The sequence below is a fragment of the Dysgonomonas sp. 37-18 genome (assembly GCF_001899125.1).
Lineage (GTDB): Bacteria > Bacteroidota > Bacteroidia > Bacteroidales > Dysgonomonadaceae > Dysgonomonas.
This window is the reverse complement of sequence record NZ_MKVC01000010.1, coordinates 123278-148766: the sequence shown is the minus strand read 5'-3', so window position 1 is coordinate 148766 and position 25489 is coordinate 123278. Positions and strand designations below refer to the sequence as shown.

General features: G+C 37.7%; 28 protein-coding genes. 17 read left to right on the top strand and 11 right to left on the bottom strand.

Annotated elements, in window-relative coordinates:
• The first annotated feature begins 136 nt into the window (after positions 1-136).
• From queD to BGO84_RS04420, 4 genes are all read left to right on the top strand, one after another.
• Complete coding sequence (gene queD / locus BGO84_RS04435) at positions 137-499, top strand: 6-carboxytetrahydropterin synthase QueD (protein WP_283685445.1); 363 nt, start codon at positions 137-139, stop codon at positions 497-499.
• Complete coding sequence (locus tag BGO84_RS04430; protein ID WP_283685444.1) at positions 480-1061, top strand: 7-carboxy-7-deazaguanine synthase QueE; 582 nt, start codon at positions 480-482, stop codon at positions 1059-1061. The genes queD and BGO84_RS04430 overlap by 20 nt, the downstream gene beginning before the upstream one ends.
• The gene (locus BGO84_RS04425) at positions 1061-1975 is read left to right on the top strand and encodes a ribonuclease Z (RefSeq protein ID WP_291027928.1); all 915 of its coding nucleotides are present in this window, start codon (positions 1061-1063) and stop codon (positions 1973-1975) included. The genes BGO84_RS04430 and BGO84_RS04425 overlap by 1 nt, the downstream gene beginning before the upstream one ends.
• 78 nt (positions 1976-2053) lie before the next feature.
• Positions 2054-2389, top strand: a complete 336-nt coding sequence (locus BGO84_RS04420) for a T9SS type A sorting domain-containing protein (RefSeq protein ID WP_291027926.1) — start codon at positions 2054-2056, stop codon at positions 2387-2389.
• A gap of 59 nt (positions 2390-2448) precedes the next feature.
• Here BGO84_RS04420 and BGO84_RS04415 read toward each other — a convergent pair whose 3' ends face one another.
• Positions 2449-3123 (bottom strand): helix-hairpin-helix domain-containing protein, encoded by a 675-nt coding sequence (locus BGO84_RS04415; protein ID WP_291027924.1) that lies wholly within the window; start codon positions 3121-3123, stop codon positions 2449-2451.
• Between the two features lie 3 nt (positions 3124-3126).
• Positions 3127-3726 (bottom strand): MarC family protein, encoded by a 600-nt coding sequence (locus tag BGO84_RS04410; protein ID WP_252638010.1) that lies wholly within the window; start codon positions 3724-3726, stop codon positions 3127-3129.
• A 147-nt stretch (positions 3727-3873) separates the two neighbouring features.
• Between BGO84_RS04410 and BGO84_RS04405 the strand changes: the two genes are divergently transcribed.
• The 5 genes from BGO84_RS04405 to ubiE all read left to right on the top strand — a co-directional run bounded on the left by BGO84_RS04405 (position 3874) and on the right by ubiE (position 9363).
• The gene (locus BGO84_RS04405) at positions 3874-5862 is read left to right on the top strand and encodes an NAD(+) synthase (RefSeq protein ID WP_291027922.1); all 1989 of its coding nucleotides are present in this window, start codon (positions 3874-3876) and stop codon (positions 5860-5862) included.
• A gap of 230 nt (positions 5863-6092) precedes the next feature.
• Positions 6093-6776 carry a porin family protein gene (locus tag BGO84_RS04400; RefSeq protein ID WP_291027920.1) on the top strand — a complete coding sequence of 228 codons (684 nt, stop codon included), beginning with the start codon at positions 6093-6095 and terminating at the stop codon, positions 6774-6776.
• Positions 6777-7059: 283 nt separating this feature from the next.
• The gene (locus BGO84_RS04395; protein WP_291027918.1) at positions 7060-8010 is read left to right on the top strand and encodes a phosphoribosylaminoimidazolesuccinocarboxamide synthase; all 951 of its coding nucleotides are present in this window, start codon (positions 7060-7062) and stop codon (positions 8008-8010) included.
• 6 nt (positions 8011-8016) lie between these two features.
• Entirely contained in the window at positions 8017-8583 is a 567-nt protein-coding gene (locus BGO84_RS04390) for a zeta toxin family protein (protein WP_006841758.1), read from the top strand.
• A 42-nt stretch (positions 8584-8625) separates the two neighbouring features.
• Positions 8626-9363 (top strand): bifunctional demethylmenaquinone methyltransferase/2-methoxy-6-polyprenyl-1,4-benzoquinol methylase UbiE, encoded by a 738-nt coding sequence (gene ubiE, locus BGO84_RS04385; protein WP_006841759.1) that lies wholly within the window; start codon positions 8626-8628, stop codon positions 9361-9363.
• Between the two features lie 8 nt (positions 9364-9371).
• On the opposite strand, the gene BGO84_RS04380 is transcribed toward ubiE, so the two are convergent.
• Positions 9372-9908, bottom strand: a complete 537-nt coding sequence (locus tag BGO84_RS04380) for an HD domain-containing protein (protein ID WP_291027915.1) — start codon at positions 9906-9908, stop codon at positions 9372-9374.
• Between the two features lie 213 nt (positions 9909-10121).
• Here BGO84_RS04380 and BGO84_RS04375 point away from each other — a divergent pair, with 213 nt between their 5' ends.
• Positions 10122-11270, top strand: coding sequence for a hypothetical protein (locus BGO84_RS04375; protein ID WP_291027914.1), 1149 nt, complete (start codon positions 10122-10124; stop codon positions 11268-11270).
• 26 nt (positions 11271-11296) lie between these two features.
• On the opposite strand, the gene BGO84_RS04370 is transcribed toward BGO84_RS04375, so the two are convergent.
• A complete protein-coding gene (locus BGO84_RS04370) occupies positions 11297-12190 on the bottom strand; it encodes a DUF1080 domain-containing protein (RefSeq protein WP_291027913.1) in 894 nt (297 codons plus the stop codon).
• Between the two features lie 358 nt (positions 12191-12548).
• Here BGO84_RS04370 and BGO84_RS04365 point away from each other — a divergent pair, with 358 nt between their 5' ends.
• Positions 12549-13502 carry a nitronate monooxygenase gene (locus tag BGO84_RS04365; protein WP_291027912.1) on the top strand — a complete coding sequence of 318 codons (954 nt, stop codon included), beginning with the start codon at positions 12549-12551 and terminating at the stop codon, positions 13500-13502.
• Between the two features lie 178 nt (positions 13503-13680).
• Positions 13681-15066: a transporter substrate-binding domain-containing protein gene (locus BGO84_RS04360; RefSeq protein WP_291027910.1), complete on the top strand. Its 1386-nt coding sequence runs from the start codon at positions 13681-13683 to the stop codon at positions 15064-15066.
• A gap of 22 nt (positions 15067-15088) precedes the next feature.
• Here BGO84_RS04360 and folP read toward each other — a convergent pair whose 3' ends face one another.
• The 3 genes from folP to BGO84_RS04345 form a co-directional block, all read right to left on the bottom strand.
• Positions 15089-15928: a dihydropteroate synthase gene (gene folP / locus BGO84_RS04355; protein WP_283685431.1), complete on the bottom strand. Its 840-nt coding sequence runs from the start codon at positions 15926-15928 to the stop codon at positions 15089-15091.
• Between the two features lie 134 nt (positions 15929-16062).
• On the bottom strand, positions 16063-16887 hold the full coding sequence (locus BGO84_RS04350) for an MBL fold metallo-hydrolase (protein ID WP_291027908.1): 825 nt from the start codon (positions 16885-16887) through the stop codon (positions 16063-16065).
• Positions 16888-17004: 117 nt separating this feature from the next.
• Entirely contained in the window at positions 17005-17334 is a 330-nt protein-coding gene (locus BGO84_RS04345; RefSeq protein ID WP_135105494.1) for a zinc ribbon domain-containing protein YjdM, read from the bottom strand.
• A 355-nt stretch (positions 17335-17689) separates the two neighbouring features.
• Here BGO84_RS04345 and BGO84_RS04340 point away from each other — a divergent pair, with 355 nt between their 5' ends.
• From BGO84_RS04340 to bla, 5 genes are read left to right on the top strand one after another with little or no spacing between them, the layout of a single operon-like run.
• Positions 17690-18265, top strand: a complete 576-nt coding sequence (locus BGO84_RS04340; protein ID WP_283685429.1) for a DUF5063 domain-containing protein — start codon at positions 17690-17692, stop codon at positions 18263-18265.
• Positions 18259-18852, top strand: a complete 594-nt coding sequence (locus tag BGO84_RS04335) for a 3'-5' exonuclease (RefSeq protein ID WP_291027906.1) — start codon at positions 18259-18261, stop codon at positions 18850-18852. The genes BGO84_RS04340 and BGO84_RS04335 overlap by 7 nt, the downstream gene beginning before the upstream one ends.
• Before the next feature lie 35 nt (positions 18853-18887).
• Positions 18888-19808 (top strand): J domain-containing protein, encoded by a 921-nt coding sequence (locus BGO84_RS04330; RefSeq protein ID WP_291027905.1) that lies wholly within the window; start codon positions 18888-18890, stop codon positions 19806-19808.
• Positions 19809-19825: 17 nt separating this feature from the next.
• On the top strand, positions 19826-20113 hold the full coding sequence (locus BGO84_RS04325) for a chaperone modulator CbpM (protein WP_291027903.1): 288 nt from the start codon (positions 19826-19828) through the stop codon (positions 20111-20113).
• A 5-nt stretch (positions 20114-20118) separates the two neighbouring features.
• Positions 20119-21006 (top strand): class A beta-lactamase, subclass A2, encoded by an 888-nt coding sequence (bla, locus tag BGO84_RS04320; RefSeq protein WP_291027901.1) that lies wholly within the window; start codon positions 20119-20121, stop codon positions 21004-21006.
• Between the two features lie 7 nt (positions 21007-21013).
• Here the strand turns inward: bla and BGO84_RS04315 are convergent, their stop codons facing one another.
• From BGO84_RS04315 to BGO84_RS04300, 4 genes are all read right to left on the bottom strand, one after another.
• Positions 21014-22657 (bottom strand): GH32 C-terminal domain-containing protein, encoded by a 1644-nt coding sequence (locus tag BGO84_RS04315; RefSeq protein ID WP_291027900.1) that lies wholly within the window; start codon positions 22655-22657, stop codon positions 21014-21016.
• Positions 22658-22672: 15 nt separating this feature from the next.
• On the bottom strand, positions 22673-23458 hold the full coding sequence (gene cdaA / locus BGO84_RS04310; protein WP_291027898.1) for a diadenylate cyclase CdaA: 786 nt from the start codon (positions 23456-23458) through the stop codon (positions 22673-22675).
• 89 nt (positions 23459-23547) lie between these two features.
• Positions 23548-24423, bottom strand: coding sequence for a GNAT family N-acetyltransferase (locus BGO84_RS04305; RefSeq protein ID WP_291027897.1), 876 nt, complete (start codon positions 24421-24423; stop codon positions 23548-23550).
• 18 nt (positions 24424-24441) lie between these two features.
• Positions 24442-25341 (bottom strand): phosphatidylglycerol lysyltransferase domain-containing protein, encoded by a 900-nt coding sequence (locus BGO84_RS04300; RefSeq protein ID WP_135105502.1) that lies wholly within the window; start codon positions 25339-25341, stop codon positions 24442-24444.
• Positions 25342-25489: the final 148 nt, after the last annotated feature.

Here is a 25489-nt window from a genome sequence, read left to right as displayed (position 1 = left end):
AATAGAAGTATGGATATGAGGATAGTCTCTTGAAAGGTTATTTGTAATTTTGATAAAAAAAGGTAACAAATGAAATCAACGAAAAAGGTGTTACTTTTGTCACTTTTTAGTATTTAATAAATTTAGAATAAGGTACATGTACAAAATAAGCAAACAGTTCTCTTTTTCGGCCTCACATATTCTTGAGGGACTCCCTCAGGAGCATCCTTGTTCCCGATTACACGGGCATAACTATGTTATTACCGTGCATTTGAAATCAAAGGAATTGAATCAAGTAGGCTTTATAAAAGATTATAGAGAACTAGACAGTGTAAAGAAATATATTGACGAGAAACTCGACCATAGGCACTTAAATGATGTTTTGTCCTTTAATCCTACGGCAGAAAATATTGCCCGATATCTGTATGATACATTTGTGGCGGATATTCCTGAGTTGTATGCTGTAGAAGTTTCTGAAACACCAAAAACGACCGCAATATATGAAGCTGATAGTAAATGAGATATTCTACTCCTTGCAGGGAGAAGGGGGGCGTAGCGGAGAGGCTTCTATATTTATAAGGCTTACAAAGTGTAATCTCGCTTGCAGCTTTTGTGATACAGACTTTGCCGACGGCGATGTGATGACTATAGATGAAATACTGGAAGAGATAAAACAGTATCCTTGTAAGTGGATTATATGGACAGGAGGAGAACCGACTATCCAGCTCAAAGATGAATATCTTGCTGTTTTCAGGAAGCACGGCTATAAACAAGCAATAGAGACAAATGGTACGCGCCTTGTGCCATCCTTGATAGATTATATTACATGTAGTCCCAAGCAAGATTACGAAACGATAAAAAGCAGGATTCCTGTAGTAAACGAAATAAGAATTCCTGTTAAAGTAGGAGATACAATTCCTGATACTTCTATTTTTCCAAAGGCCGACAATTATTTTTTAAGTCCGATTTTTGATGCAGACAAAATCAACTTGGAGAATGTAGACTATTGCGTAGAACAAATAAAGTTGAACTCACAGTGGAAGCTGAGCTTACAAGTTCATAAGCTTATACATATCGAATAATGGAGAAGTTTGAACTCGATATACTAGGCTGTGGCTCGGCTACTCCAACTACTCTGCATAATCCTTCATCGCAAGTGTTGAACATAAGAGATAAACTCTTTATGATAGACTGTGGGGAGGGTACACAGTTGCAGTTTAGGAGAAGCAAACTGCGTTTTGGGAGGCTTAATAGTATTTTTATATCCCATCTGCATGGCGACCATTGTTTTGGTCTTATCGGGCTGATCTCTACATTAGGGCTGCTTGGGCGTACGGGTGATATTACGATATATTCCGTTGCGGGACTGGAAGAAATATTGCGCCCCGAAATTGACTTCTTCTGTAAGGATAATCCTTTCCAGGTGAAGATAGAAACTTTTGACCCTAAAAAGAGTGAGCTAATATATGATGATCGTTCTGTTTCTGTGACTACAATTCCCCTGAAGCATCGTGTTCCATGCGCCGGATTCCTTTTTCGGGAGAAGCAAAAGGAAGCGCACTTGATTCCCGAGATGATAAAGTTTCATAATATCCCCATTCGGGAATTAGCTAATATAAAAAAGGGTGCTGATTTTATAACAGAAGAGGGAAAGGTTATTCCTAACTCGCATCTGACAATTCCTTCCGAGCCTGCACGTTCTTATGCTTATTGTTCAGATACAGCTTACAATGAAAAGATAGTGCCTATTATAGAGGGGGTTGACTTGCTTTATCATGAGGCTACCTTTGTAGACGAAGATGCTACAAGAGCCAAGGCCACAGGGCACTCTACTGCGTCTCAGGCTGCACAGATAGCAAAGCTGGCAAATGTAAAAAAAATGATGATTGGTCATTTTTCGGCACGATACCCTGATAATCAGATTTTGTTGGATGAAGCAAGGAAAATTTTTCCGAATACAATTCTTGCTAACGAAGGGTTACGTGAAAAATTGTAAAAACAAGGTTTTTTTTATTCTATTTTATTCTTTTATAAGCTTTAATATCTATATTTGCGTTTATTAGGAGTATGATTAATGGCAGGAATTAGAAAAATATTATTCATTGCGTTGTTTGCAGGGCTCTCTTTATCAGCCAATTCGGCTAGGGCGGAGTTTCCTTCAGACCCATTTCGTACTGCCGGTGAACAGCAAGATAATACGATGACTTTAGAGGTTGTGATCAATGGTATCTCTAAAGTAACAATGGAAAATATTCCAACGGCCGGCTATCTTGAAGTTTATAGTATATTGGGTGTAAAGGTAAGAAGCATAAACCTAAGAACATATCTAGGTGTGTGCAATATTGAACTTCCTAAAGGCATATATATATTGAAAGCCGGAAAGGTTGCCCAAAAGGTAATAGTGAAATAAGTTTTGGCTTATTATATTTATTTAGTGAAGGCAGTAAGATTTCTTACTGTTTTTTTGTTTTAATCAAATGACAAGTAGGGTGTTAGCCTTTTTGTATCGGCATCTGTAAACTCTTCGAGTAAAGACAATCTGTCTATAGACTCTATTTTGCCTTTTCGCTCTCGTATATCTATGATGATTTTGGCCCGTTTGTATTTGATATATGGGTGTTTGTTCAATTCTTCAAAAGAGGCTGTGTTGACTTTTATCTTTTTAGTATTGGGCGTGATTTTCAGATATGGTATGATTTTCTTGAATAGATCATCGTCCATCCCCCATACTTCCTTCAACTGATTCAGATTGTTGTATCCACCCAATAGATTACGGTATTTTACTATCCTGTTGGAAAAAGCACTCCCTATGCCGGGTATCTTCTTTAGATCAGTCGTGTCGGAACTATTTATCTCTATTGTTTCACCGGTTTTTAACTTCTCCTGATGAGTGTATTCAGTGTAATGTGTGCTGTCTTTCTGTATATGGTTTTCTTGTGCATAGGAGTTTGTTGAATCCCTGTCTTTTAGTTTTTCTATAAATGCTTCAAATTCTCTTTCGGATTCAGGACAGATGGTTTTATCATTCTCTTTCTGAATGGAAACGAGAATGTATATTCCACCCGAGATAACGATAAGGATTAGTAATAATATGATTGCTATCCTATCTCCCTTATGGATATATAGATAATCCTTCCAGCTCATGTATTATTTACCGCTGAGGCTTTCTATCAGGGTATTTATGTTTGAGGTAAACAGGCTTACTGATATTGCCATTACGATGACTCCAAAGAATTTACGCAACACATATACTCCTCCTAATCCCAGCAGCTTTTCTACTACCTTCAGATACCTGAGTACAAGAAATACAATTATCATGTTAAGAAATAAGGCAATAATTATATTCGATACATCATAATCTGCACGCATGGATAGTAGCACAGTAAACGTTCCCGGCCCTGCTATTAAAGGGAATACAATCGGAACAAGAGTCTTTGATCCTCCCGGTGCATCATTCTTGAATATTTCGACCCCAAATATCATTTCTATCGAGATGATAAATATGACCAATGCTCCTGCAACGGCAAAGGATGAAACTTCTACATTGAACATGTTAAGTACCCATTTGCCCACAAATAAGAAAGCTGTCATTATTATAAAAGAATAGATCGCAGCTTGTAGCGGGTTTATGTCTCTGCCCTCTCCTTTGAAACCAAGAAATATAGGAATTGATCCGGATACATCGATTAGTACGAAAAGCACAACGAATGCGCTCAGAATTTGTGTTATGTCAATATTAAAGTCCATAGTATTTGCTTTTTTAGGATTACACAAAGGTAAATAATTTTTGATGCATCAAAAAAGTTAAAGAGAAAATAGTATGCAGGCTAAATATGTTTTATAATAAGTGATTAATAAAAAACTTTTGTAAGTTTGTAAAAATATAATATTTGTATGAATAACCACGGATTTGTAAGGGTGGCAGCAGCTTCTCCGGCTTTGAAAGTTGCAGACTGCGATTACAACACTGACGAAATCATAAAACTCATAAATAAGGCTGAAGAAGATAACATTTCGGCAATAGTTTTTCCTGAACTATCCATTACGGCATATACTTGCGGAGACCTCTTTCTACAAAGTTTGTTGCTTGAAGAAGCCTTGAAATCACTCAACCGTATCTGTGATGCTACGGGCAATCTGTCTATTGTGGCGTTGGTAGGTCTGCCTATAGCTGTATCCAATCGACTTTATAATATGGCGGTAGTAGTTAGTGGCGGGCGAGTTATGGGTGCTGTTCCTAAAACGTTCTTGCCTAATTATAATGAGTTTTACGAAAAACGATGGTTTTCATCATCCGAAGAATTAAAAGAAAAAACAATTACCTTATGTAACCGTTCTGTTCCTGTGGGAGTTGATCTTATCTTTAAAACGGAATTGTTTAATTTCTCAATTGATGTTTGTGAAGATTTATGGACTCCGATACCGCCATCAAGTATTTCTTGTCTCAATGGCGCAGAGGTGGTTTTTAATCTTTCGGCAAGTAACGAGACTACAGGTAAACATCTTTATCGAAAATCTCTCGTTAGCCAACAATCGGCACGTTGCATTTCCGGATATGTATATGCTGCCTCGGGCAATGGGGAGTCTACTACCGATATAATTTTTGCCGGGAGTAGTATGATTGCAGAGAATGGTTCGATTTTGGCTGAAGGAGAACGTTTTTCGTTCGATAGTAAAGTTACAGTTGCAGATATAGATATTGATCGGTTACGCATTGATCGATTGAAGAACAAATCATTTTCCTTGTCTGAATATACAGCTATAAAAGGTGTTGAGTTTAGAGACGTTTTTGTGTCTAAAAACCTTATATCAAAATCTATTTCAGATAAATTAGGTAAGGATAAAAAAGCGGACATAAAAAAATATGGATTGAGGCGATTTATATCTCCTACACCTTTTGTTCCAACAAATGATGGTACGTTGAATGAACGTTGCGACGAAATATTTTCAATACAAGTTAGCGGCCTAGCCAAAAGGATGCTGCATACCTCTATTCAAAAGGCAGTAATTGGTGTTTCAGGTGGTCTTGATTCTACATTGGCATTGCTTGTTTTAGCTAAGACATTTGACAAACTGAATATATCCCGAGAGAATATAATCGGTATCACAATGCCGGGCTTTGGGACTACCGATCGTACTTATACGAATGCAATTAAGTTGATGCAGTCGTTAGGAACAACGATTAAAGAAATATCTATAAAAGATGCCGTAATTCAGCATTTCAAGGATATTGAACATGATGTAAATACCCATGACATAACTTACGAAAACTCTCAGGCTCGCGAGCGAACCCAAATACTGATGGATTATGCGAATAAAGTGAATGGGCTTGTGATAGGAACGGGAGACCTCTCGGAATTGGCATTAGGTTGGTGCACCTATAACGGAGATCATATGTCGATGTATGCAGTGAATACGGGTATTCCGAAGACGCTTGTTCGCACCCTAGTAGGATGGATTGCCGATACACATATGGATGAGTCGTCTAAAGCTATACTTCTTGATGTAATGGATACACCTGTTAGTCCCGAACTGCTTCCTATGGATGAAAACGGAGAGATCTTGCAAAAGACAGAAGATGTGGTAGGACCATATATATTGCATGACTTCTTCTTATATTACGTGTTGAGATTTGGGTTTCCTCCTTCAAAAATATATTTTCTAGCTAAGCATGCCTTTGCAGAGCAATATACTAATCAGGAGATATTGAAATGGCTTAGAACCTTCTTTTGGCGGTTTTTCTCTCAGCAGTTTAAGCGTTCGTGTCTGCCTGATGGTCCGAAGGTAGGGTCAGTAAACTTGTCTCCACGTGGTGACTGGCGGATGCCAAGTGATGCTTCTGTGGCTTTGTGGATAAAGGAATTAGAAACGTTACAACCATAGTTTATTATATTTAAAGACAACTATTTACTTTGCAAAAAGATATTTATATTATTTGAATTATTGAAAAGGCTATCATGAACTTTTTCATATAATAGAAGATTCATAATCATACAACAAATACAGATTAGGTAAAGCTGAGAATGTAGATATAAAATTATAGTATATTTAATCTTTAGTACCTAAACACGTCTCGATCCTTCTGAACGAAACTTTATAATCAGAAAAACTATATGACCACAACAAGACTTTTTTCAACGATCTTTCTATTGCTTTATTTTACTTCTTTGTTTGCTCAGGATGAGCCCCCTTTCCGATTTGGGATAAGAGGTGGAGGTAATTTGTATAGTGGAGTACTAAGTGTAGCTCCGGAAATCAGCAAAAAATTACATGCCGGTTATCAGATTGGATTGACCGCTGAATATGAGTTTAGAGACAACGTTTATTTGCAGACAGAAGTCGGCCTTACAACAAAGGGCGTAGTATACAAAGGTTCCGAAGTTTTGGAAGGGGGAGTAAGGCAGTGGACGCAAAACTTCACACTCAGATATTTAGAGGTGCCTTTTTTAATTGCTTATAAACCTGAAATAGAGGAAAATATTAGTCTGTATTTTCATGGCGGACCTTATTTCGCCTACGGCATAGGAGGTAAAACAAGGCTAAAGATAACTCATAAGCAAGCCGAAGGTGAAGATGTTGATACTAGCCAAGATTCATTTGGAGAAAATGGATTTAAAAAATTAGATATTGGCATAAGGTTTGGTTCAGGACTTGAATTTGAGAAATATACTATAGGATTTGATTTTGAATATGGTCTCACAAATATTAGTCGTAAAGACACTAAATTGAGTTCTCTTCTCAATGATAGAGGATTTAAAAATAAGGGAGTATGTTTATCGTTAGGGTATAAATTCTAAAAAAAGAAGCGTAAAGAATATAAATTTGAAAGAAGAAAAAACGATAAATTGAAATTATATTAATTCTTACAAAAAGTCTCTTATTCTTTCTTTTGCCATTGTTTTTTTAACATAGTTCTATTACCTTTGGAGAGAGTAATCCGGATTTTGTTTATCGTTGATAAACAAATGGATAAAGATATTCTAATGAAAAGATAAGAATATAAAGAAATAAATATACTTAGGAAAATGAACGGCTTTGGCGTTTATATGTTATAAACATGGAAATTAAAAATTAAATCAAATGAAGAGTACTCTAGTTAATACCAATTTCCATTTTAATGGGCAAACAGATGTCTATCATGGAAAAGTAAGGGATGTATATTCTGTAGGTGACGACCTATTAGTGATGATTGCAACAGACCGTATTTCGGCTTTTGATGTTGTGTTACCAAAAGGTATCCCATACAAAGGACAAGTGCTGAATCAGATTGCTGCGAAATTTCTGGATGCTACAGCCGATATTGTTCCTAACTGGAAATTGGCAACACCTGACCCTATGGTAACAACAGGGTTGCGTTGCGAGCCGTACAAAGTAGAAATGGTAATTCGTGGTTATCTCACCGGTAGCGCTTGGCGTGAATATAAAGCAGGAGCAAGAACTCTTTGTGGAGTGTCACTTCCTGAGGGGATGAAAGAGAATCAAAAATTTCCTACCCCGATCATTACTCCTACAACAAAGGCAGATGAAGGCCATGATGAAAATATATCTAAAGAAGAGATAATTGCACAAGGATTAGTAAGTAGAGAAGAATACGAGCAACTTGAAAAATATACTTATGCACTCTTCCAACGCGGTACAGAAATGGCTGCACAAAAAAAACTGATTCTAGTAGATACAAAATATGAATTCGGTAAAAAAGATGGAAAGATTTTCTTAATAGATGAAATTCATACACCAGACTCTTCTCGCTATTTTTACGCTGATACTTATCAAGATCTGTTTGAAAAGGGAGAAGAACAACGACAACTATCTAAAGAATTTGTTCGCAAATGGTTAATGGATAACGGATTCCAAGGTAAAGAAGGACAGACTATTCCGGAGATGACAGAGGAATATTGCAATAGTGTATCGGAACGTTATATCGAACTATACGAAAAGATAGTTGGAGAACCGTTTATAAAAGCAGATGTAAGCAATGTTTCGGAACGTATCGAAGAAAACATTAGCAGATATCTAAAAAAGAGAGGATAGAAACGGATGCCAAATCTCTATATTATAGCTGGCTGTAATGGTGCGGGAAAAACAACCGCATCATACGCCATGTTTCCTGAAATGCTCGATTGTAAAGAGTTTATCAACGCCGATGAAATAGCCAAAGGATTGTCTCCATTTCAGCCGGAGAAAGTCGCTATTGAAGCCGGTCGTATCATGCTTATGCGCATGAACGAAATGATGCGTCTTCAGGAAGACTTTGCTATAGAGACAACATTGGCGACCAAGTCGTACGTCAACTTTATCAGACGTGCGCAAGCTGAGGGTTATTTTGTAACACTTATATACTTTTGGCTCGAATCGCCAGAATTGGCAATAAAAAGGGTAGAGCAGCGCGTGCGTTTTGGAGGGCATCATGTTCCTGATGATGTTGTAGTAAGACGCTACTTTGCAGGAATGCGAAACTTATTTTCGCTATTTATTCCTATCTCCGATTACTGGCTTTTGGTTGATAACTCAACCGATCCATTCAGAATTATTGCAGAGGGGAACAGAACTAAAATACAGGAAATTCAAGATGAAGATACTTTCTTCTATCTCAAGAATGCTTGATCTTCAACTGAAGTCTACTTCAATTATATTCCATAAAAGATAATGAGCTATAAAGCCGAAAAAGTAGTGCCTTATTCCTCTACAGAGAATAAGGGAGCACAAGTCGAACGGATGTTCGATTCCATCGCCGAAAACTATGATACCCTAAACCATACAATGTCGATGGGTATAGATATAGGCTGGCGTAAGAAGGGCTTGTCTATGCTTAAAAAGAATAACCCTCAACATATACTGGATATTGCTACCGGTACAGGAGACCTCGCTATACAGGCTTATGATATATTATCTCCTCAGCATATACTGGGAATCGACATATCTGAAGGCATGATGAATGTTGGGCGTCAAAAAGTAGCAAAGGCGGGGTTATCTGATAAAATAAGTTTCGAGAAGCAAGACTGTATGGCTTTGAGTATTGAAGATAATTCGTTTGATGCCGCAATTGTGGCTTTTGGTGTTCGTAACTTCGAAGATTTAGACAAGGGATTGAAAGAAATACTACGAGTTCTTAAGCCGGGAGGTCAGTTGATGATTTTAGAACTTAGTACTCCCCAACATTTTCCCATGAAGCAAGCATATTGGTTGTATTCTAGATTATTTATACCTACAGTTGGGCGATTGATATCAAAAGATAAAACAGCCTACTCTTATTTACCAAAATCAATAGAAGCTTTTATTCAGGGAAAAGATATGACAGAGACCCTATTGAAAAATGGTTTCCGAAAAGCAATATACAAGACTTATACGCTTGGTGTTTGCTCTATGTATCTGGCTGAAAAATAATTTCTCTTTTATAAAAAGGCAAGACTCCATTCATCAAATATTTTAACGGAGTTTATCCCATGCTTTTCTAAACCTTTTCTTATTTTGTCTATTGACTTTTCTACTCCCAGATTTGTCTTTGAATAAAAACAATCGGCAAAACAAATAATCTTTTCCTCAATGCTCATTGGTTGCATATTGCGGTGCGGTAAAGGCAGGTTCTCTGCTTTTATTTCTTCGAGAGAAATGCCCACGCCTGTATGTCTTTCACAAACCAATGCATGACGGTGATATCCTTGGGCATCTAATAACTCACGTCCCAAGTATCCATGACACACATACGGTGCTATTCCATTACACTCGATAGAAGGAGCGTTGGTAAGGAAAATACCTATATCATGAAGCATGGCGGCTTCTTTTATAAACTGAATATCAGCATTTAGTTCTGGGTGTTTCTTTGCGATCTCCAGGGCTTTGTTCATTACCTCTTTGCTGTGTCTGATCAGTATCTTATATAAATCAGAATCTTTCTTATAATATTTTTCTATAATAGCGATCACGTCCATGACATATAAATATTTATTGAGTACGAATTGTGTAAATTTGTAACATGTCTTATATTCAATATTAGAAACAGTCAATATCAAAAAAAGTTTTGTAATTTAGTAACAATAAAAATCGCCTCATGACAATTGAGGATGTATAGAAAATGAGATAAGTAAACAAACCTCGGAAATGATTGTTTACATGCTGAGAATAAACAATAAAACAACATAGTTATGTCAGATAGTGGCAATAATGAATGTCCTCTTTGTGGTAAAGATACACAAGATGGTGAAATATTCTGTCGTGACTGTCAGGAAATTGCACAAAATTCTTACCCCTCAGGTTTGCTGTCGGCAGATGAAGAGGCAGTAATATCCCCAGAGCTTCATGAAGAAGCCGATCAAGGTGAAGTAAATAATTTAGACAATGCTTTAGATAAAGATGAAACTTCACCTTCGACAGAGGCGGAGGATAAGAATACATTTTTCCGTAAAAATAAGAAGCTGTTAATATTCTTCTTTGTGGGGCTCATTATCTTCATGATAGTTGGGGTGATAGGGGGCTACTTGCGTCAACAGAATTTGAATACGTTGGCAACTGAAACTGCATATTGGAACAAGTGTATCGAAGAAAATACGCCTTTGGGATATTCTAAATACTTGGTGAAATACCCCGAAGGGAAATACAGTGAGGAGGCTTATCAAAAGATTGTAGAACTACGTGACAACGAACGAAAAGCTTGGGAAAAGCTCAGAAGATCAAATGATATAGATGCCCTGTTTGCTTTTCTCAAAGATCATCCTGAAACGCCTTATCTAAAAGATATTCGGCATGTGATAGATTCGTTAAGTTGGATTGCAGCTCAAGCTCAAAATTCAGCAGATGTCTATTTGGCTTATCTGGAGAATTCAAAACTTGGGCGGATTGATGGAGAGTACATTGCATTGGCTCAGGAACGTTACGACTATCTTAGTCAGCTGAAAACGCTCGAAGGAAAAGATCTGGATGAAGTGAAGAAAACCTTGACAGATTTCTTTAGTGCCATGTCTACTGTTAGCAGTAAGGGAATGCAAAAGTTATCAGTAGATACCTTAAGTCAATTCTATACCTCTAAAAACCTATTGAGCAAGCATATCGCAGATTCATTGACAGTAGGTCGTAAAGCAGATAAAATACGCAGCGTGCTTTACACTCCTGTTACAGACTCCATAGAAGCTATTCTTGACAACAAAGGCGTTTGTTTTATTACATTGCCTGTGAAGAAGGAAGTGACTTATTCAGATAGGAAAAAGAAGAAAGATCTTAGTCAGTCTACTCTAAGCATAGAGCTTAATAATAAGAAATTGCAGGCTATCTATAAAAAGTCTAAAGCTACAAAATAAAGATAGCATTCCTTTCCTTCTTATTATCAATTGAAATACTGCTGATATTCTGCTGGGAGTTCTTTTATCTTTTTGATCTCAATGTCTTTATAGAATACTTCTCCGGCTTCGCTCTGTAATTGTATTTTGCCTTCTACCAATGGCTTTGTTTCTCCATTGTCCAGGTGGCGAAGGTTGGATAATGCCATTACTACATTGCCGTTTACAATATGTAAGCTTTTGCCTTCGTAGCATATAAGCTCTATGTCGTTCCACTCATCTTTAGGTCTCTCTATTGTGCCTTTTGCTGCGCAGTAGTAGCCGTAAGGAGAGTTAACTCCGATCGGGATTAAGGGAGCTGCATTGTCGAATACGACTCTCGATGAATCTTTTCGGGCACGAACATCCATTTGAGTTTGACCTATGCACCAGTAGTCTCCACTGCTGCCCTCAGTTCCGGTTTCTATTAGTTGAAATTCATGACTTGTCATCCATGTTCTCCAATAGTCGGCGCCACACTCTCCGATGGAATGGTATAATATTCCTGAGTCCAAAGACTTATTGAGTCTTGGCTCCCACTTCTGACTTCCCCATTTCATCTTTAGTCGGAGATGATAATTTCTATAACTTTCCTTTGTGAAAACACATCCGTAAACTTCCCCGCTAACCTTTAATATTGGTTCGTCACCGTCCTGTATTACCGTAAATACATTTTTATAGTTGTTGTTATATCCTATAGGTTTGATTGTGTCTCCGTTTGCATCTAATGGAACTCTGCCGTTGTAGTTGTCTTTCATCTCGTAACTCAGATACATATCCCATTTCGACAAATCTTTATCAAGCAAAGATGTCCATCCGGTCTCTTTTTGTCCTTTAGATCCGCATGAGATAAATACAACGACTAATAATAAATAGCTTAATTTTGATAATATGTTTTTCATAAATAGCAATGATAATGTATTGAATGATTGGCTGTTCAAATATATGCAATTAATTTGTTAGTTTTTTGAAAGTCCTATATATTCTACTCAACAGATTCTAACAATAAAGCAAAAGGTGACAAAAGTGACACTTTTTAGACCCTTATCTATTGTCACTTTCTGAATTTGTTCTGCTCTCTTTATCCTTGCTTGTCATATATAGGAACGAAGCACTTCTTCTATTATAAGATAATTTATTTACATAAAAGTACGTTGTAATCTTATATTGAACAAAAAGAGTGAGCTTTAGTCTTTGGATTATACTTCCATTTTCAATATTTTCCTAAATTTGCAATACGTAACAAATTGAATGAAAAGAATGAATAATAGAATTACATCTTTATTTGGTATAAAATATCCGATTATATCAGGAGGTATGGTTTGGTGTAGTGGTTGGCGTTTGGCTTCGGCAGTCAGTAATGCCGGAGGGCTTGGGCTTATAGGAGCCGGGTCTATGCATCCCGAAACATTGCGCGAGCATATACAAAAATGTAAGGCAGCTACAGATAAACCTTTTGGTGTGAATGTGCCATTAATGTATCCTGACATAGAAGCGATTATGGATATTATTGTATCCGAAGGGGTGAAGATTGTATTTACATCGGCAGGTAATCCTAAGCTTTGGACTAAAAAGCTTCAAGATAATGGAATAAAAGTGGCACATGTTATTTCCAGTTCTAAATTCGCATTAAAATGTGAAGAGGCAGGAGTGGATGTTGTAGTAGCTGAAGGGTTCGAAGCCGGAGGGCATAACGGACGTGAAGAGACTACTACAATGGTGCTGATTCCGCAAGTAAGGAAAAGCATATCGATCCCTCTTATTGCAGCCGGAGGGATAGGGACGGGCAGTGCTATGTTAGCTGCTTTCGCATTAGGGGCGGAAGGGATTCAGATGGGTACTCGGTTTGCTCTTACACAGGAGAGTTCGGCTTCTAAGGAGTTTAAAGAATTGTGTATAAATCTTAAAGAAGGGGATACCATTCTCTCATTGAAAAAACTTAGTCCTACCCGACTAATAAAGAATGATTTTTATACTACAGTTCAGGAAGCAGAAGACAGAGGAGCAACAGCAGAAGAAATGCGTGGAATTTTAGGACGTGGGCGTGCTAAGAAAGGAATTTTTGAAGGAGACCTTTCGGAAGGCGAACTTGAGATAGGACAAGTTAGCTCACTGATTGAAGACCTTCCTACAGCCGGAGATGTAGTAAATAGTGTAATTGAAGAATATAACGCGAAAGTTGAAAGTATGATTTCGCAAGACATGAAATTTTGATAATAAAAAATAGGAATTGATACGGAGGTTTTCATAAAATTGGAAGCCTTCGTTTCGGTTCGTTCAGTACTTCTTAAACAGGAGAGCTACAGAATATAAACAGATACGAAGATAGCCTGATCTTATTTTTATAATAAGATTAATTATATATAATACCTAAATCTCAACTGATAAAAACATGAGAAAATTCTGTTGTATATATGTACTGATAGTTCTTTGTCTCTTTTCGGCCTGTAAAAAGAAAGAACAGAAGACTCCCTATGATTTTGAGCAGATCAAACAAAAGAAGGAACTAACCATTATTACGCTCAACACCTCTACATCTTACTTTATATACAAAGAAGAGCCTATGGGGTATGATTATGACCTCGCTCAGGATTTCTGCGACCACTATGGGCTGACATTGAAAGTAAAGGTAGCGGAGAATACAACTAAGCTTGTGCAGATGCTGAATAATGGTGAAGGCGACCTCATCGCCTATGCTGTACCTATACAGACAGGACTTAAAGATTCTATCCTATATTGCGGACTGCAACAAATAACCCATCAGGTATTAATCCAACAGGCAAATAAGGGAGATACTATAATAAAAGATGTAACGGGCTTGATCGGCAAAGAGGTCTATGTAGAAGACAACACAAAATATTATCAACGCTTGCTAAATCTGAATTCCGAACTGGGAGGAGGTATCAACATTCATCCTGTAAATGAGGATACGATTACCAGTGAAGACCTCATCGAAATGGTATCTCAAGGAAAGATAAAATATACAATATGTGATGAATATATTGCCAAGTTGAACAAAACATATTATCGCAATATAGATATATCGCTTCAGATCAGTTTCGACCAACGCTCATCATGGGCTGTGCGGAAAGATTCTCCCCAGTTGGCAAAAGCATTAAATGAATGGTTCCAGCAGAATGGGAATACTCCTGTTTATAAAGGAATTACTAAAAAGTATTTCGAGCTGAGTAAGCAGACTTTCGAGGGTGAGTACGAAATCCCGAAGAATTTACCTAAGGGCGCAATTTCTATTTATGACGAACTGTTTAAAAAGCATGCTAAAGGAACAAAGTACGATTGGCGTTTTTTGGCAGCGATATGTTATCATGAGTCTCGTTTTCAAAATAATCTTACTTCATGGGCGGGAGCTGCCGGAATAATGGGATTGATGCCACGCACAGCAGCGTCTCTTGGTCTGAAAAGTGAAGACCGGATGAATCCCGATTTAAGTATAGGTGCTGCCGTAGAGCTACTCGATAGACTAGACAAAATATTTGGTAAAGTGAGTAGCATAGAGGAGCGCGAGAAATTCTTGCTTGCAGCTTATAATGGAGGAAATGGGCATATAAATGATGCGCAGGCTTTGGCTCAAAAATATGGCGCTAACCCTTATATATGGGAAGGGAATGTGAAGAAATATTTGGAGCTGAAAGGAAATCCTGAATATTATAATGACCCTGTATGTAAAAGTGGATACTTCAGAGCCGGACAAACGACACGCTATGTAAATGATGTATTGAGAACAATGGAACGCTTCAAAAGGATAAGTCCAAAATGATAAAATCAGAAAAGGGTATTTGCTATAAGCTGTACCCTTTTAATTTTTCTGTAATTTTTATCGTTTCTACTGCTTCTTTTACGTCGTGCACACGTAAGATGTCAGCCCCGTTCTGTAGGGCGAAAGTGTTTAGTATGGATGTGCCATTAAGGCTTTCTTCGGCTGTTGAGTCTATTAAATTATAGATCATTTTCTTTCTGGAAATACCAACAAGTAAAGGAAGCTCAAAAATAGAGAAGCCTTTCAATGAAGCCATCAACTCATAATTCTGGTCGATGGTTTTACTGAATCCAAAACCCGGATCTATTATAATATCGTTTACGCCTTTGAGGTGTAGTTCGGCTATCTTTTTAGAGAAGTAGTAAAAAATATCTTGAATCAGATTGTCGTAATCTGTCAATTGGCTCATTGCTTGAGGTGTGCCTCGCATGTGCATAAGAATATAAGGAACATTGAGCGAAGCAACGGTGTCGAACATATTTTTGTCCATTTCACCTCCCGATATATCATTTATAATGTCAACACCATGTTCTTCTACACAAAAACGAGCGACATCGCTATAGAATGTGTCAACCGAGAGAATAGCGTCGGGAAATTCTTTATTTATAATATTCAGTGCCGGTTTTAGGCGTTCTATCTCCTCTTTTGAGGACAATAATGTAGACGAAGGGCGTGTAGACTGTGCTCCTATATCCACAATTTTGCCTCCTTGTGTTAATATTTCTGCTACACGGGCAACAATTTCTTGTTCACCCTGTTTGCGGCTCTCTGCAAAAAATGAATCAGGAGTAATATTCAATATCCCCATCACAATAGGTTGCGACAGTTCTAGCAATTCTCCTTTTATATTAATTGTTTTCATGCAATTCTCCCTTTTACTAAGATGTAACAAAAGTAACAGATTTTCTGCGATTATTGCTATCTTACTTTTTTCATATTTGAAGCCGAGTCTTCAATAAAATAGAGAGGTGATATTCAACGCTAGTAAGATGTCTCTTAAAACTCTCTCAGTCCCGACACTTTATAGCGGCTCAGTGTTTCTAATTTTACGTTCTTGCCTACTACCACTCCATTGTCATAGAGGGCTTGTTCCACGGCTTTAAAAGCTATTTCGGGGTGATTATTGTCTTGGCTGAGGTGGCAAAGCCAGATGTTTTGAAGATTTTCGCTGTATATGCTTGCAATAAACTGGGCAGATAAACGGTTGCTAAGATGCCCCATGCCATTGCCTATACGTTGTTTCAGATAGTAAGGATATTTACCCGCCTGAAGCATATATTCGTCGTAGTTGGCCTCAATTACCAGGTGATTTGCCTTCGCGGCATATTCTTTTATCGTATCGGTAATCCGTCCGATATCTGTTACTAATACAAACGTTTGCTCGTCGAACTCAATGTGATAACCTACGTTCTCTATACTGTCGTGAGGAACGTCAAAGGCGGTTATCTGAAATTCCCTGATAGAAAATGTTTGTTCTTTTTCTATAATCTTTCTTGAGTGCACCAAGCTTGCTCGTACAGCTCTGTTTCTTAAGATCCCGTTATGTACGGTTTCCGTTGCATAAACAGGGATGTTGTATTTGTCACCCAGGCATCCCACTGTTTTGATGTGATCAGCATGGTCGTGGGTTACCAATACGGCTATGATTTTATCGAATGAGACACCGTATTCGCGAAGGGCTTTTTGTATGGAACGTATCCCTATGCCGGCATCGATGAGCACACCATATTCACTCGTTCCCAGATAGTAGCAATTACCACTGCTACCACTACCCAGGCTGAAAAATTTATATTTATATTGAGGGAATAGGCTGTACTGCATAATGAATGCAAAGTTATATAGTCCTCCCTATAAAAAAGACTTATATTAGGTTAAAAAATAGACGCAAAGAAAAAAATATCTTTTATTTATTTTAATATCCGAAGGGCTAGCAGGCTCTTATTTCTTCAGGAAGCATGTTTTAAGTACGATGCTCGATCCGTCTATCTTACAATCCACTTCAGTGGGTTCTTCTGTAAGGCGGATACTTTTTACCTTCGTACCTCTTTTTATTACCATCGATGATCCTTTTACTTTCAGATCTTTGATTACTGTAACCGCATCTCCGTCTTGTAGCTCTGCGCCGTTGCTGTCTCGTGGTGTCATATCGTCTGATTCTGCTTTTGCTTCGCCTGTCCATTCATGAAAACAGTCGGGACAAATAAACATAGTACCATCAAAATATGTATTTTCCATGCTGCATGCAGGGCAATTTGGAGTATCTCCCATTTCGTGCTAATTTTTATAGTGTTAAAAAATGAATTATACTCTTTTTCGGTAAGAAATATAGAATATAATATATTTACTAATTATTTGAAATAAGGTGCAAAGATAAGGCAAATAGCAAGTGCATCCAAATAAGGAGTAGAAACAGGGAATGATTGGCAAGGATAAGGGATTTATTGATATTGCTTAATGAATGTTTAGTGATAATAAAATATATTATCCGAACAATACAGTTAACAAAATAATAGGTTAAATTTGTTACTTAAAGAAAAATCAACGATCTGTTTTGTGTAGATCAGAATATAATTTAGATAATATATATTGAGCCGATAAAACGGCAGAAAAATTAAAATATACAATGGAGAACCAATTAAAAGAGATCGTTTATTCTCGTGATACAATTGAATTTGTAACAGTAGCAGTACAATATTGTGGCTATTTTGAAAGCTTTGAAGATGTAAGCGAAGCGGAGTTGATAGATAAGCTTACAAAGCTTCTTCCACTGCTTTACTTAAAAGCTTCTCTTGTACCCGAGACAGATATCATAAATGAAGACGAGGAACCTGAGATAACAGTAACGGAGGGAGATTATAGCTATATCTCTTCAAAGCTATATGATGTATTTCAGAATAATGATGCGTATCTTGAGGTTTTTCTTCAGGATATGAAATATAGCGACACTCCTATTACTGCCAGTATAAGCGAAGATCTCTCGGATATCTATCAGGATTTGAAGAACTTCATTACGGTTTTTGAAAGAGGTGTTACAGACAATATGAATGATGCACTATATTTCTGTATAGAGAATTTTAAATCATATTGGGGGCAGAAGCTGGTAAATGTTTTGAGAGCTTTGCACTCACTCAAATATACGATAGTAAATGATAACCTTGATGAAGATCTCGAATCTGCTGATACAAATGAATTATGGTAAACACTATATCCAAAGCTGAATTGTCTACTTATGCACAGGAAGTTTTTCCGGGTAGAATAATCGTAATACAAGAAGAAACCGAGGCGAAGAAAGCATGTGACTATCTTAGCAAATGTGAGGCTATCGGATTTGATACAGAGACCCGCCCTGCTTTTCGTAAGGGAGTGACGCATCAGATAGCACTTATGCAGTTGTCTACAATCGATACCTGTTTCCTATTCCGGCTCAATCTCATCGGGTTTCCTGCTTGTTTGGTCGAACTTCTTGTCAATCCTGCTGTTAAGAAGATCGGGCTGTCGCTGAAAGATGACTTTTCGGCGATACACAAGCGGATGAGTTTGGCTCCGGCTAACTTCGTCGAATTACAGTCTTTTGTTAAAGATTACGGTATAGAAGACAATGGCTTACAGCGTATTTATGGCATACTTTTTGAAAAGAGGATATCAAAAGGGCAACGCCTGTCAAACTGGGAAGTAGATGTACTTTCTGACTCACAGAAAATGTATGCTGCACTCGATGCATGGGCTTGTCTGAGAATATATAACGAACTTAAAAACAAAGAAAAAATAAATTCGGTCAGGAGTTGATATTCTGATGCTTCTGACTCATAATTGAAAAATATATGGCATTTATAGATTATTACAGCATTTTAGGTGTATCTAAAACTGCCAGTGGCGATGATATAAAAAAGGCTTACCGAAAGTTAGCCCGTAAATATCACCCTGACATAAATCCTAATGATGAGGAAGCAAAGAAGAAGTTTCAGCAGATAAACGAGGCGAATGAAGTTCTGTCCGACCCCGAAAAACGTAAAAAGTATGACGAGTACGGAGAGAACTGGAAGCATGCCGAAGAATTTGAAAAAGCACGTCAGCAACAAGCTCAGAATGGAGGTTTTGCTGATTATAGCAGCTTTGGTGGCGACTTTGGCGGAAGGACATATAGCTTTACCGGTGAAGACGAAGGAGGGTTTTCTGACTTTTTTGAGTCCCTGTTCGGTGGTAGGGGCGCATCCAGAGGTTCTCGGACAAGCGCATTTAGAGGGCAAGATTATACTACGGAACTTCATTTAAGTTTGCGTGATGCCTCTGAAACTCATAAACAGACTTTGACTCTTAACGGAAAAAATTTACGGATAACAATTCCGGCAGGGGTAGCAGACGGACAAGTAATAAAGCTGGCAGGACAAGGAGCTCCCGGTAGAAATGGAGGCCCTAACGGAGATCTGTATATTACGTTTGTGATACAAGAAGATCCGAAATTCAAAAGAGTGAGCAATGACTTGTATACGAATGCAGATCTAAGCTTGTATACAGCTGTGCTTGGAGGAGAGGAAACGGTAGACACTTTTACAGGAAAAGTAAAATTGAAAGTTGCCGCCGGAACTCAGAATGGGACAAAAGTTCGTCTAAAAGGGAAAGGTTTTCCTGTATATAAAAAGGATGGACATTTTGGAGATCTGATTATTACCTATACGGTGAAAATCCCGACCAATCTGAATGCAGAACAGAGGGAACTGTTCGAAAAGTTAGCAAAGTCTTAATTTAAAGCGCCACAGTTATGAATTCAGAACTGATTATTATACACGAATATTGTATTCAAAACCAAGTAGAGCCCGATTTTATTGTGCAGCTTGAAAATGAAGGACTGATACAGATAAGTATTGTTGATAACGAGCGGTATATACATATTTCGCAGTTGAGTCACTTGGATCAGTATGTACGTTGGTACTACGACCTGTCAATTAATGTGGCGGGGATTGATGTTATTCAAAACCTTTTGGATAAGATAGATACGATGCAGGACGAAATTTTACGATTAAAAGAACAATTACGTTTGATAGATTAATATTTATGAAGAAACTTTTATTTCTTTTTTCAGCCATAGTGGTTGCTTTTCCTATGTTTTCACAAAATGAGGTTTTGAGAAACAAGATTCAAAAAATAATTCAGGGTAAAGATGCTACAGTTGGCGTTGCTCTTATTGTAGATGGAAAAGACACGTTGACTATCAATAATAATTTTCGTTATCCAACCCAAAGTGTATACAAGTTTCATTTAGCATTGGCTGTATTAGATTATTTAAATAAGAATAATCTCACTCTGGATCATCAGCTGTATGTAAAGAAGGGAGACTTACTCCCCAATACTCACAGCCCGTTAAGGGACGATTATCCGCAGGGAGAGATGTACCTCTCTGTTGCTGATATTATCAGATATACAGTATCTAAGAGCGATAATAATGGATGTGATATCCTGTTTCGCTTGGTAGGAGGTACAGCTGTAGTGGATAGATATATAAGAGGTCTTGGCCTTTCTGAGTTTGCCATTACTGCCACAGAAGAAGAAATGCACGGACCTTGGGAAGTACAGTATACTAACTGGTCTACCCCCTATACTGCTGCACAAGCTTTAGAAATATTTAGAACACAGGATATTTTACCCCAGCCTTTCCACGATTTTTTGTGGGATACGTTGGCTGGGACTACTACAGGGGGAAATAAAATAAAAGCATTGTTTCCCGAAGGGACATTCGTCGCACACAAAACGGGGAGTTCGTTTCGTAATGCCGAAGGGTTGAAGGCAGCGGAAAACGATATTGCGATCATACAATTGCCTGATGGTAGATATTATTCTTTGGTTGTATTTGTTGCCGACTCTATGGAAAGCAATGATGTGAATTGCGGTATAATTGCTCAAATCTCAAAAGCGGTGTATGATTCCCTTGTAGAACAGAAATAGCCGGATTTTACCAAATCGATTTTGCTGAATATACCTCCAGATTTTTGACCTCGATATTGTTCCCCCAGAAGTGGAACCCTTCTGTATTATTGCTATCGGGTTTGCGTTCCATCGAATATGAGAATATTCCTCCGTCGATAAATACTTCTACAGATGTGCGATCGATATAAATATCTGCTGAAAGTTCCATACTCGTCATGTCTTGTGGCGAATAGAACATTCCGTTCAGCATGTTTCCATTCATATCATAATTTATCAAGCGCTGACCAAATAGGTTGAGCCCTGCATCTGTGGCGTGTGACAGCCTAATTGTTGTTTTGATGCGCAGGCAATCTGAGTTGTAGAACTCTTTCATCTTGTTGTTGGCGTCATCCGATTTCAGATTACTCCATTTTTGAATAGGGGTAAATAATTGTTCTGTCTCTTTTATCGGTTTGTTTATCAACTTTACGCCGTCTTTTGTGTTTTTTAGAGTTAGCTCGGTAGGGAGTAACATCATTCCATTGAATGGCATATCGGGTTGATTTATGCGTCCCCATCCTATTTGTATGCGTCTGCCATCACTGTCGGGGATGTTTGTAAATGTCTGTGCAGCATAAATTGATCCCGAAGTATAATAATATTTGCCAGCCTCAGGAGTGAATGTCTTTCCGTCAAAAGAGCCTAGCATATATGTTCCCGAAGCTCCATACATCACCCATTTAGTATTGTTTTTGTTCCCGTCTATCGGTAACTCAAATAGTTCGGGGCATTCCCAAAATCCTGTAACGTGGCTCTCATAATTCCAATCTTTCAGATTCTTAGATGTGTATATTGAGTGCCCGTCTCTTTCATTCAGTACCATTACCCAATGTTTTGACGGAGTATACCAAAAAACTTTCGGGTCACGTGTATCTTTGCTATTCCATTTGTCTTTTGAGTCTATAAGCGGGTTTTTGTCATACTTTGTCCATGTACGCCCTTTGTCTAGACTGTAAGCCATGCATTGTACTTGCTTTTCAGAGCTATCTGCTGTATAAAAGGCTATCATCGCAGGATTGTCTTTCTTGTTATATCCCGCTGTATTATCATAATCAATGATTGTTGAGCCGGAGAATATTGTGCCCAAATGATCGGGATATAGTGCTTCGGGTAATTGTTGCCAATGTATCAGGTCTTTGCTTACGGCATGTCCCCAGTGCATGTTTTCCCATTCACGTTCGTAAGGATTATGTTGATAGAAAAGATGGTATTCACCATCGTAGTATATCAATCCATTGGGATCGTTTATCCATCCTCGTTGAGTAGTGAAGTGAAATTGCGGACGGTTCTTTTCCTTATACAGATTTTCATATCCTTCTATTCTGTCATCCTGATAGATTTTACTTAATCCTGATGGATCACCCTCATAGCTGATGTTTATAGTCTTACCCTTATAAGCTGCCATATCGTAAAATACCCAGTAATCGGGATTTGCAGATAGGCGTATTACGAATGATCTGTCCTCTTTTCCGTCTACATCAAAACTCATTCTTTTTCTTTCTGCTTTCTGCGAAACAGGGAGGTTCAAGTATTGTCTCGTTATCTTTATCGGAATATTTGCGGCAGATAAAGAAAAACAAAATAGAAGTGAAACGTGTAGGAATAATAAATTTTTAATGGGCATTTTCATGGTATATCCGATCGTTTATGTTTTCTTCTTTTTTACCAAAATAGATTCAGTGAGAAGTTCTTGCAGCCTTTCGGGTGATATATTCGTTTGTATTTTCCCTTCGCTTACAAAGGATATTTTACCCCTTTCTTCTGATATGACAATCGCTTTGGCGTCCGTTTCTTGGGATATGCCGAGGGCTGCCCGGTGTCTTAATCCGAGAGATTTGGGTATCTCCTGATTCTGCGAAATAGGAAGGATACATCCGGCTGCTTTAATTTTGTTTCCTGATATAATTAAAGCTCCGTCGTGTAAAGGCGTGTTTTTAAAGAATATATTTTCTATCAGGCGGGTACTGATCTCGGCATCTAAGACTTCGCCTGTTTCTTCATATTGTCCTAACTTAATCTCCTGTTCGATAACAATAAGTGCCCCTGTATATGTTTTGGCCATATTCATACATGCTAAAACAAGAGAGGTAATAACAGGCTCTGAGAGACCTCCACGTTCTTTTGAACTGAAGAACCGAGCAAAGAAACGGAAGGTGCGATTGGAGCCGAGCGTCATCAAAAAACGTCGGATTTCATCTTGGAAGATAATGATGAGTACGATGAGTCCAATATCGACAAATTTGTCGAGGATAGCACCCATAAGGCGCATCTCCAGAACTTTAGATACAAGTATCCATAAGATCATAAAAGCCAATACACCATTGAATATGGCTCCTGTACCCGATTTGGAGACAATCCTATATAATTGGTACATTACTGTAGCTACCAATAGTATATCAATTATATCTTTTATTCCAAAGTTTTCGAGCATATATGCGATACTATATTACTAAAATTCAAAGATAAGTTATTTCTTCGATAGATAATTCAGAAAAGACATCAGTCTTCTTAAAAAATCTTTTATTCCAACATCAGATTCATAATAGGCTGATGGTCTTCAAAGAATCGTTGCTGTTTTTCTTCGAGCTCATGAACCTTGTATCCAAACAAGAGCCTGCTCAGCAATCGTACGTCTGTTTCTATATCAAAAGAGTCTTCCGATTCTAATATTAAATCTACATTTCCACAGTCTATTGAATATATTTGAGGAGTATCTTCCTGCAAACAATCCGTTACTTTTATTCTGAATTTCTTAGATAGATTATCTTTTGCATATAGGTCTAAAAGAGTCCATGCGTCTATCACACGTGCCATGCCCGGTAGATCCCTTTTTTCGGGGTATCCGTCCAGTTTATACTCCTTGGCTATAGCCTCAAAGTCATTTCTGTTTTTTTGAACACAAAAGTCTCTGAATCTGAATAATTGATCGAACGTTTGATAAGCCATATCCATATTATCGGAATATGTATCTAGTATTTCTTTGACAGGAATAATATTTTCTCCCTTATCAAATACTTGTTCATATTCGTATTTCTTATAAAAGTCATACAGCCATTCTTCTGCAGGAATCAGTATTGCAAGAGGTATATTTCTTTTGGCAAGAACTTTATGCGCTTCATGAAGCAGTTGTGCCATGTAGCCTTTTTTTCTGTGTTTGGGCAATGTGCATAGTCCTGCCATGTATGCAAAAGGGATTTCCTGCCGGTAGAAGTTTATTGTATACGGTAACATTTGAAGGCTTGCAACAGCTTCTCCTTCTTCAAAATATATCAGTGTATTCTCATGCTTGTATTTGTATGTGAAAAGGATATCGAGAAACTCGTCCGTATCCTCGAAGCATATTTTCCACATACTACGTACTAATTCTGCTGTTTGCTCATTGGCGAATTGTATCATGAGAACGATAATATAATGTTACACAAATGGAATAAGAATTCCTTCTTCTAATAATATATCAGGGTAATATGACATTTTTGCTTTACGAAGGTTTGTTATGCCCATGTCTTCCTCTCTGTTGATATATTTGTATTCAGACGCTTCATGCTCTATAAACTGCTGGTTGATAATTGTATATGCGCCGTTTACTTCACTGAAGGCTTTTTCTACATGCACAACGAAAGTATCAGCCGTAAGTTGCTCTCCTATCGTAAATGCCACAATCTTTCCATTAACACGGATTGCACCTCCACGAAGTTGCAGATATTCGAAGTTTTCGAGCATAATTTTGGTTGCAATATAATCGTATCGTTGAGAAAAATCCGCTTTTGAGGTGTTCACTTCTTCCCATTCATCGAGCATATATGCACACTCTTCCAGCTCTTTTTTTGAGGTCAGAGGAAAATATTCCCAGTCGGGGTTGTCTGCCTTAAATCGGTTAATGTGATTGCGCTTGCTTTGTAGCTTTTTGCCCGAAAGGTTAATTAACTTCTCAGACAAATAGATATACTCATCATTGTTGCGATCGGGCAGATATCTGAACTCTCCCGGAATTTCGTTGCGTATTTTTTCCCACATTTCAGACGAGATGCCTTTCATCTGGAATGGTATTTTGTTTATTTTCGCATCTTCTTCTATTAATTTGAATGCATCTATAAGTGGCATTTTCCCGATAGGCATCATATAGTACGTCTGTCCGTCGGAATCCTGGAACCGAAGAAATATAGTCCGGTGTTCTATTGCGTACACCGTTTTGAATTTTGCATTCCATGCGTAAAGATTTGTAAAACAAAAGTCGCAGGCACGATATTCGTTTCCTGCAAAAGCGGCATCTATTACTTTTTTATCAGAAAATGTAATCTGCTTAAAGTTGATCATAAATTAGGAACGTATTAAAAATCCTATAAACAAAACTACTATAAATATTGTTTAGAAACACAAGTCCGGATTATTTATATTATATAACATTTGTTTATAAAATAAAATATCACGAAATTTGTGACTTATAAAGAATCATTCTATATAA

Bases quoted from the DNA above. Each gene is read 5' to 3' on its own strand.
- queD (WP_283685445.1), top strand. From the start codon at position 137: ATGTACAAAATAAGCAAACAGTTCTCTTTTTCGGCCTCACATATTCTT.
- BGO84_RS04430 (WP_283685444.1), top strand. From the start codon at position 480: ATGAAGCTGATAGTAAATGAGATATTCTACTCCTTGCAGGGAGAAGGG.
- BGO84_RS04425 (WP_291027928.1), top strand. From the start codon at position 1,061: ATGGAGAAGTTTGAACTCGATATACTAGGCTGTGGCTCGGCTACTCCA.
- BGO84_RS04420 (WP_291027926.1), top strand. From the start codon at position 2,054: ATGGCAGGAATTAGAAAAATATTATTCATTGCGTTGTTTGCAGGGCTC.
- BGO84_RS04415 (WP_291027924.1), bottom strand. From the start codon at position 3,123: ATGAGCTGGAAGGATTATCTATATATCCATAAGGGAGATAGGATAGCA.
- BGO84_RS04410 (WP_252638010.1), bottom strand. From the start codon at position 3,726: ATGGACTTTAATATTGACATAACACAAATTCTGAGCGCATTCGTTGTG.
- BGO84_RS04405 (WP_291027922.1), top strand. From the start codon at position 3,874: ATGAATAACCACGGATTTGTAAGGGTGGCAGCAGCTTCTCCGGCTTTG.
- BGO84_RS04400 (WP_291027920.1), top strand. From the start codon at position 6,093: ATGACCACAACAAGACTTTTTTCAACGATCTTTCTATTGCTTTATTTT.
- BGO84_RS04395 (WP_291027918.1), top strand. From the start codon at position 7,060: ATGAAGAGTACTCTAGTTAATACCAATTTCCATTTTAATGGGCAAACA.
- BGO84_RS04390 (WP_006841758.1), top strand. From the start codon at position 8,017: ATGCCAAATCTCTATATTATAGCTGGCTGTAATGGTGCGGGAAAAACA.
- ubiE (WP_006841759.1), top strand. From the start codon at position 8,626: ATGAGCTATAAAGCCGAAAAAGTAGTGCCTTATTCCTCTACAGAGAAT.
- BGO84_RS04380 (WP_291027915.1), bottom strand. From the start codon at position 9,908: ATGGACGTGATCGCTATTATAGAAAAATATTATAAGAAAGATTCTGAT.
- BGO84_RS04375 (WP_291027914.1), top strand. From the start codon at position 10,122: ATGTCAGATAGTGGCAATAATGAATGTCCTCTTTGTGGTAAAGATACA.
- BGO84_RS04370 (WP_291027913.1), bottom strand. From the start codon at position 12,190: ATGAAAAACATATTATCAAAATTAAGCTATTTATTATTAGTCGTTGTA.
- BGO84_RS04365 (WP_291027912.1), top strand. From the start codon at position 12,549: ATGAATAATAGAATTACATCTTTATTTGGTATAAAATATCCGATTATA.
- BGO84_RS04360 (WP_291027910.1), top strand. From the start codon at position 13,681: ATGAGAAAATTCTGTTGTATATATGTACTGATAGTTCTTTGTCTCTTT.
- folP (WP_283685431.1), bottom strand. From the start codon at position 15,928: ATGAAAACAATTAATATAAAAGGAGAATTGCTAGAACTGTCGCAACCT.
- BGO84_RS04350 (WP_291027908.1), bottom strand. From the start codon at position 16,887: ATGCAGTACAGCCTATTCCCTCAATATAAATATAAATTTTTCAGCCTG.
- BGO84_RS04345 (WP_135105494.1), bottom strand. From the start codon at position 17,334: ATGGGAGATACTCCAAATTGCCCTGCATGCAGCATGGAAAATACATAT.
- BGO84_RS04340 (WP_283685429.1), top strand. From the start codon at position 17,690: ATGGAGAACCAATTAAAAGAGATCGTTTATTCTCGTGATACAATTGAA.
- BGO84_RS04335 (WP_291027906.1), top strand. From the start codon at position 18,259: ATGGTAAACACTATATCCAAAGCTGAATTGTCTACTTATGCACAGGAA.
- BGO84_RS04330 (WP_291027905.1), top strand. From the start codon at position 18,888: ATGGCATTTATAGATTATTACAGCATTTTAGGTGTATCTAAAACTGCC.
- BGO84_RS04325 (WP_291027903.1), top strand. From the start codon at position 19,826: ATGAATTCAGAACTGATTATTATACACGAATATTGTATTCAAAACCAA.
- bla (WP_291027901.1), top strand. From the start codon at position 20,119: ATGAAGAAACTTTTATTTCTTTTTTCAGCCATAGTGGTTGCTTTTCCT.
- BGO84_RS04315 (WP_291027900.1), bottom strand. From the start codon at position 22,657: ATGAAAATGCCCATTAAAAATTTATTATTCCTACACGTTTCACTTCTA.
- cdaA (WP_291027898.1), bottom strand. From the start codon at position 23,458: ATGCTCGAAAACTTTGGAATAAAAGATATAATTGATATACTATTGGTA.
- BGO84_RS04305 (WP_291027897.1), bottom strand. From the start codon at position 24,423: ATGATACAATTCGCCAATGAGCAAACAGCAGAATTAGTACGTAGTATG.
- BGO84_RS04300 (WP_135105502.1), bottom strand. From the start codon at position 25,341: ATGATCAACTTTAAGCAGATTACATTTTCTGATAAAAAAGTAATAGAT.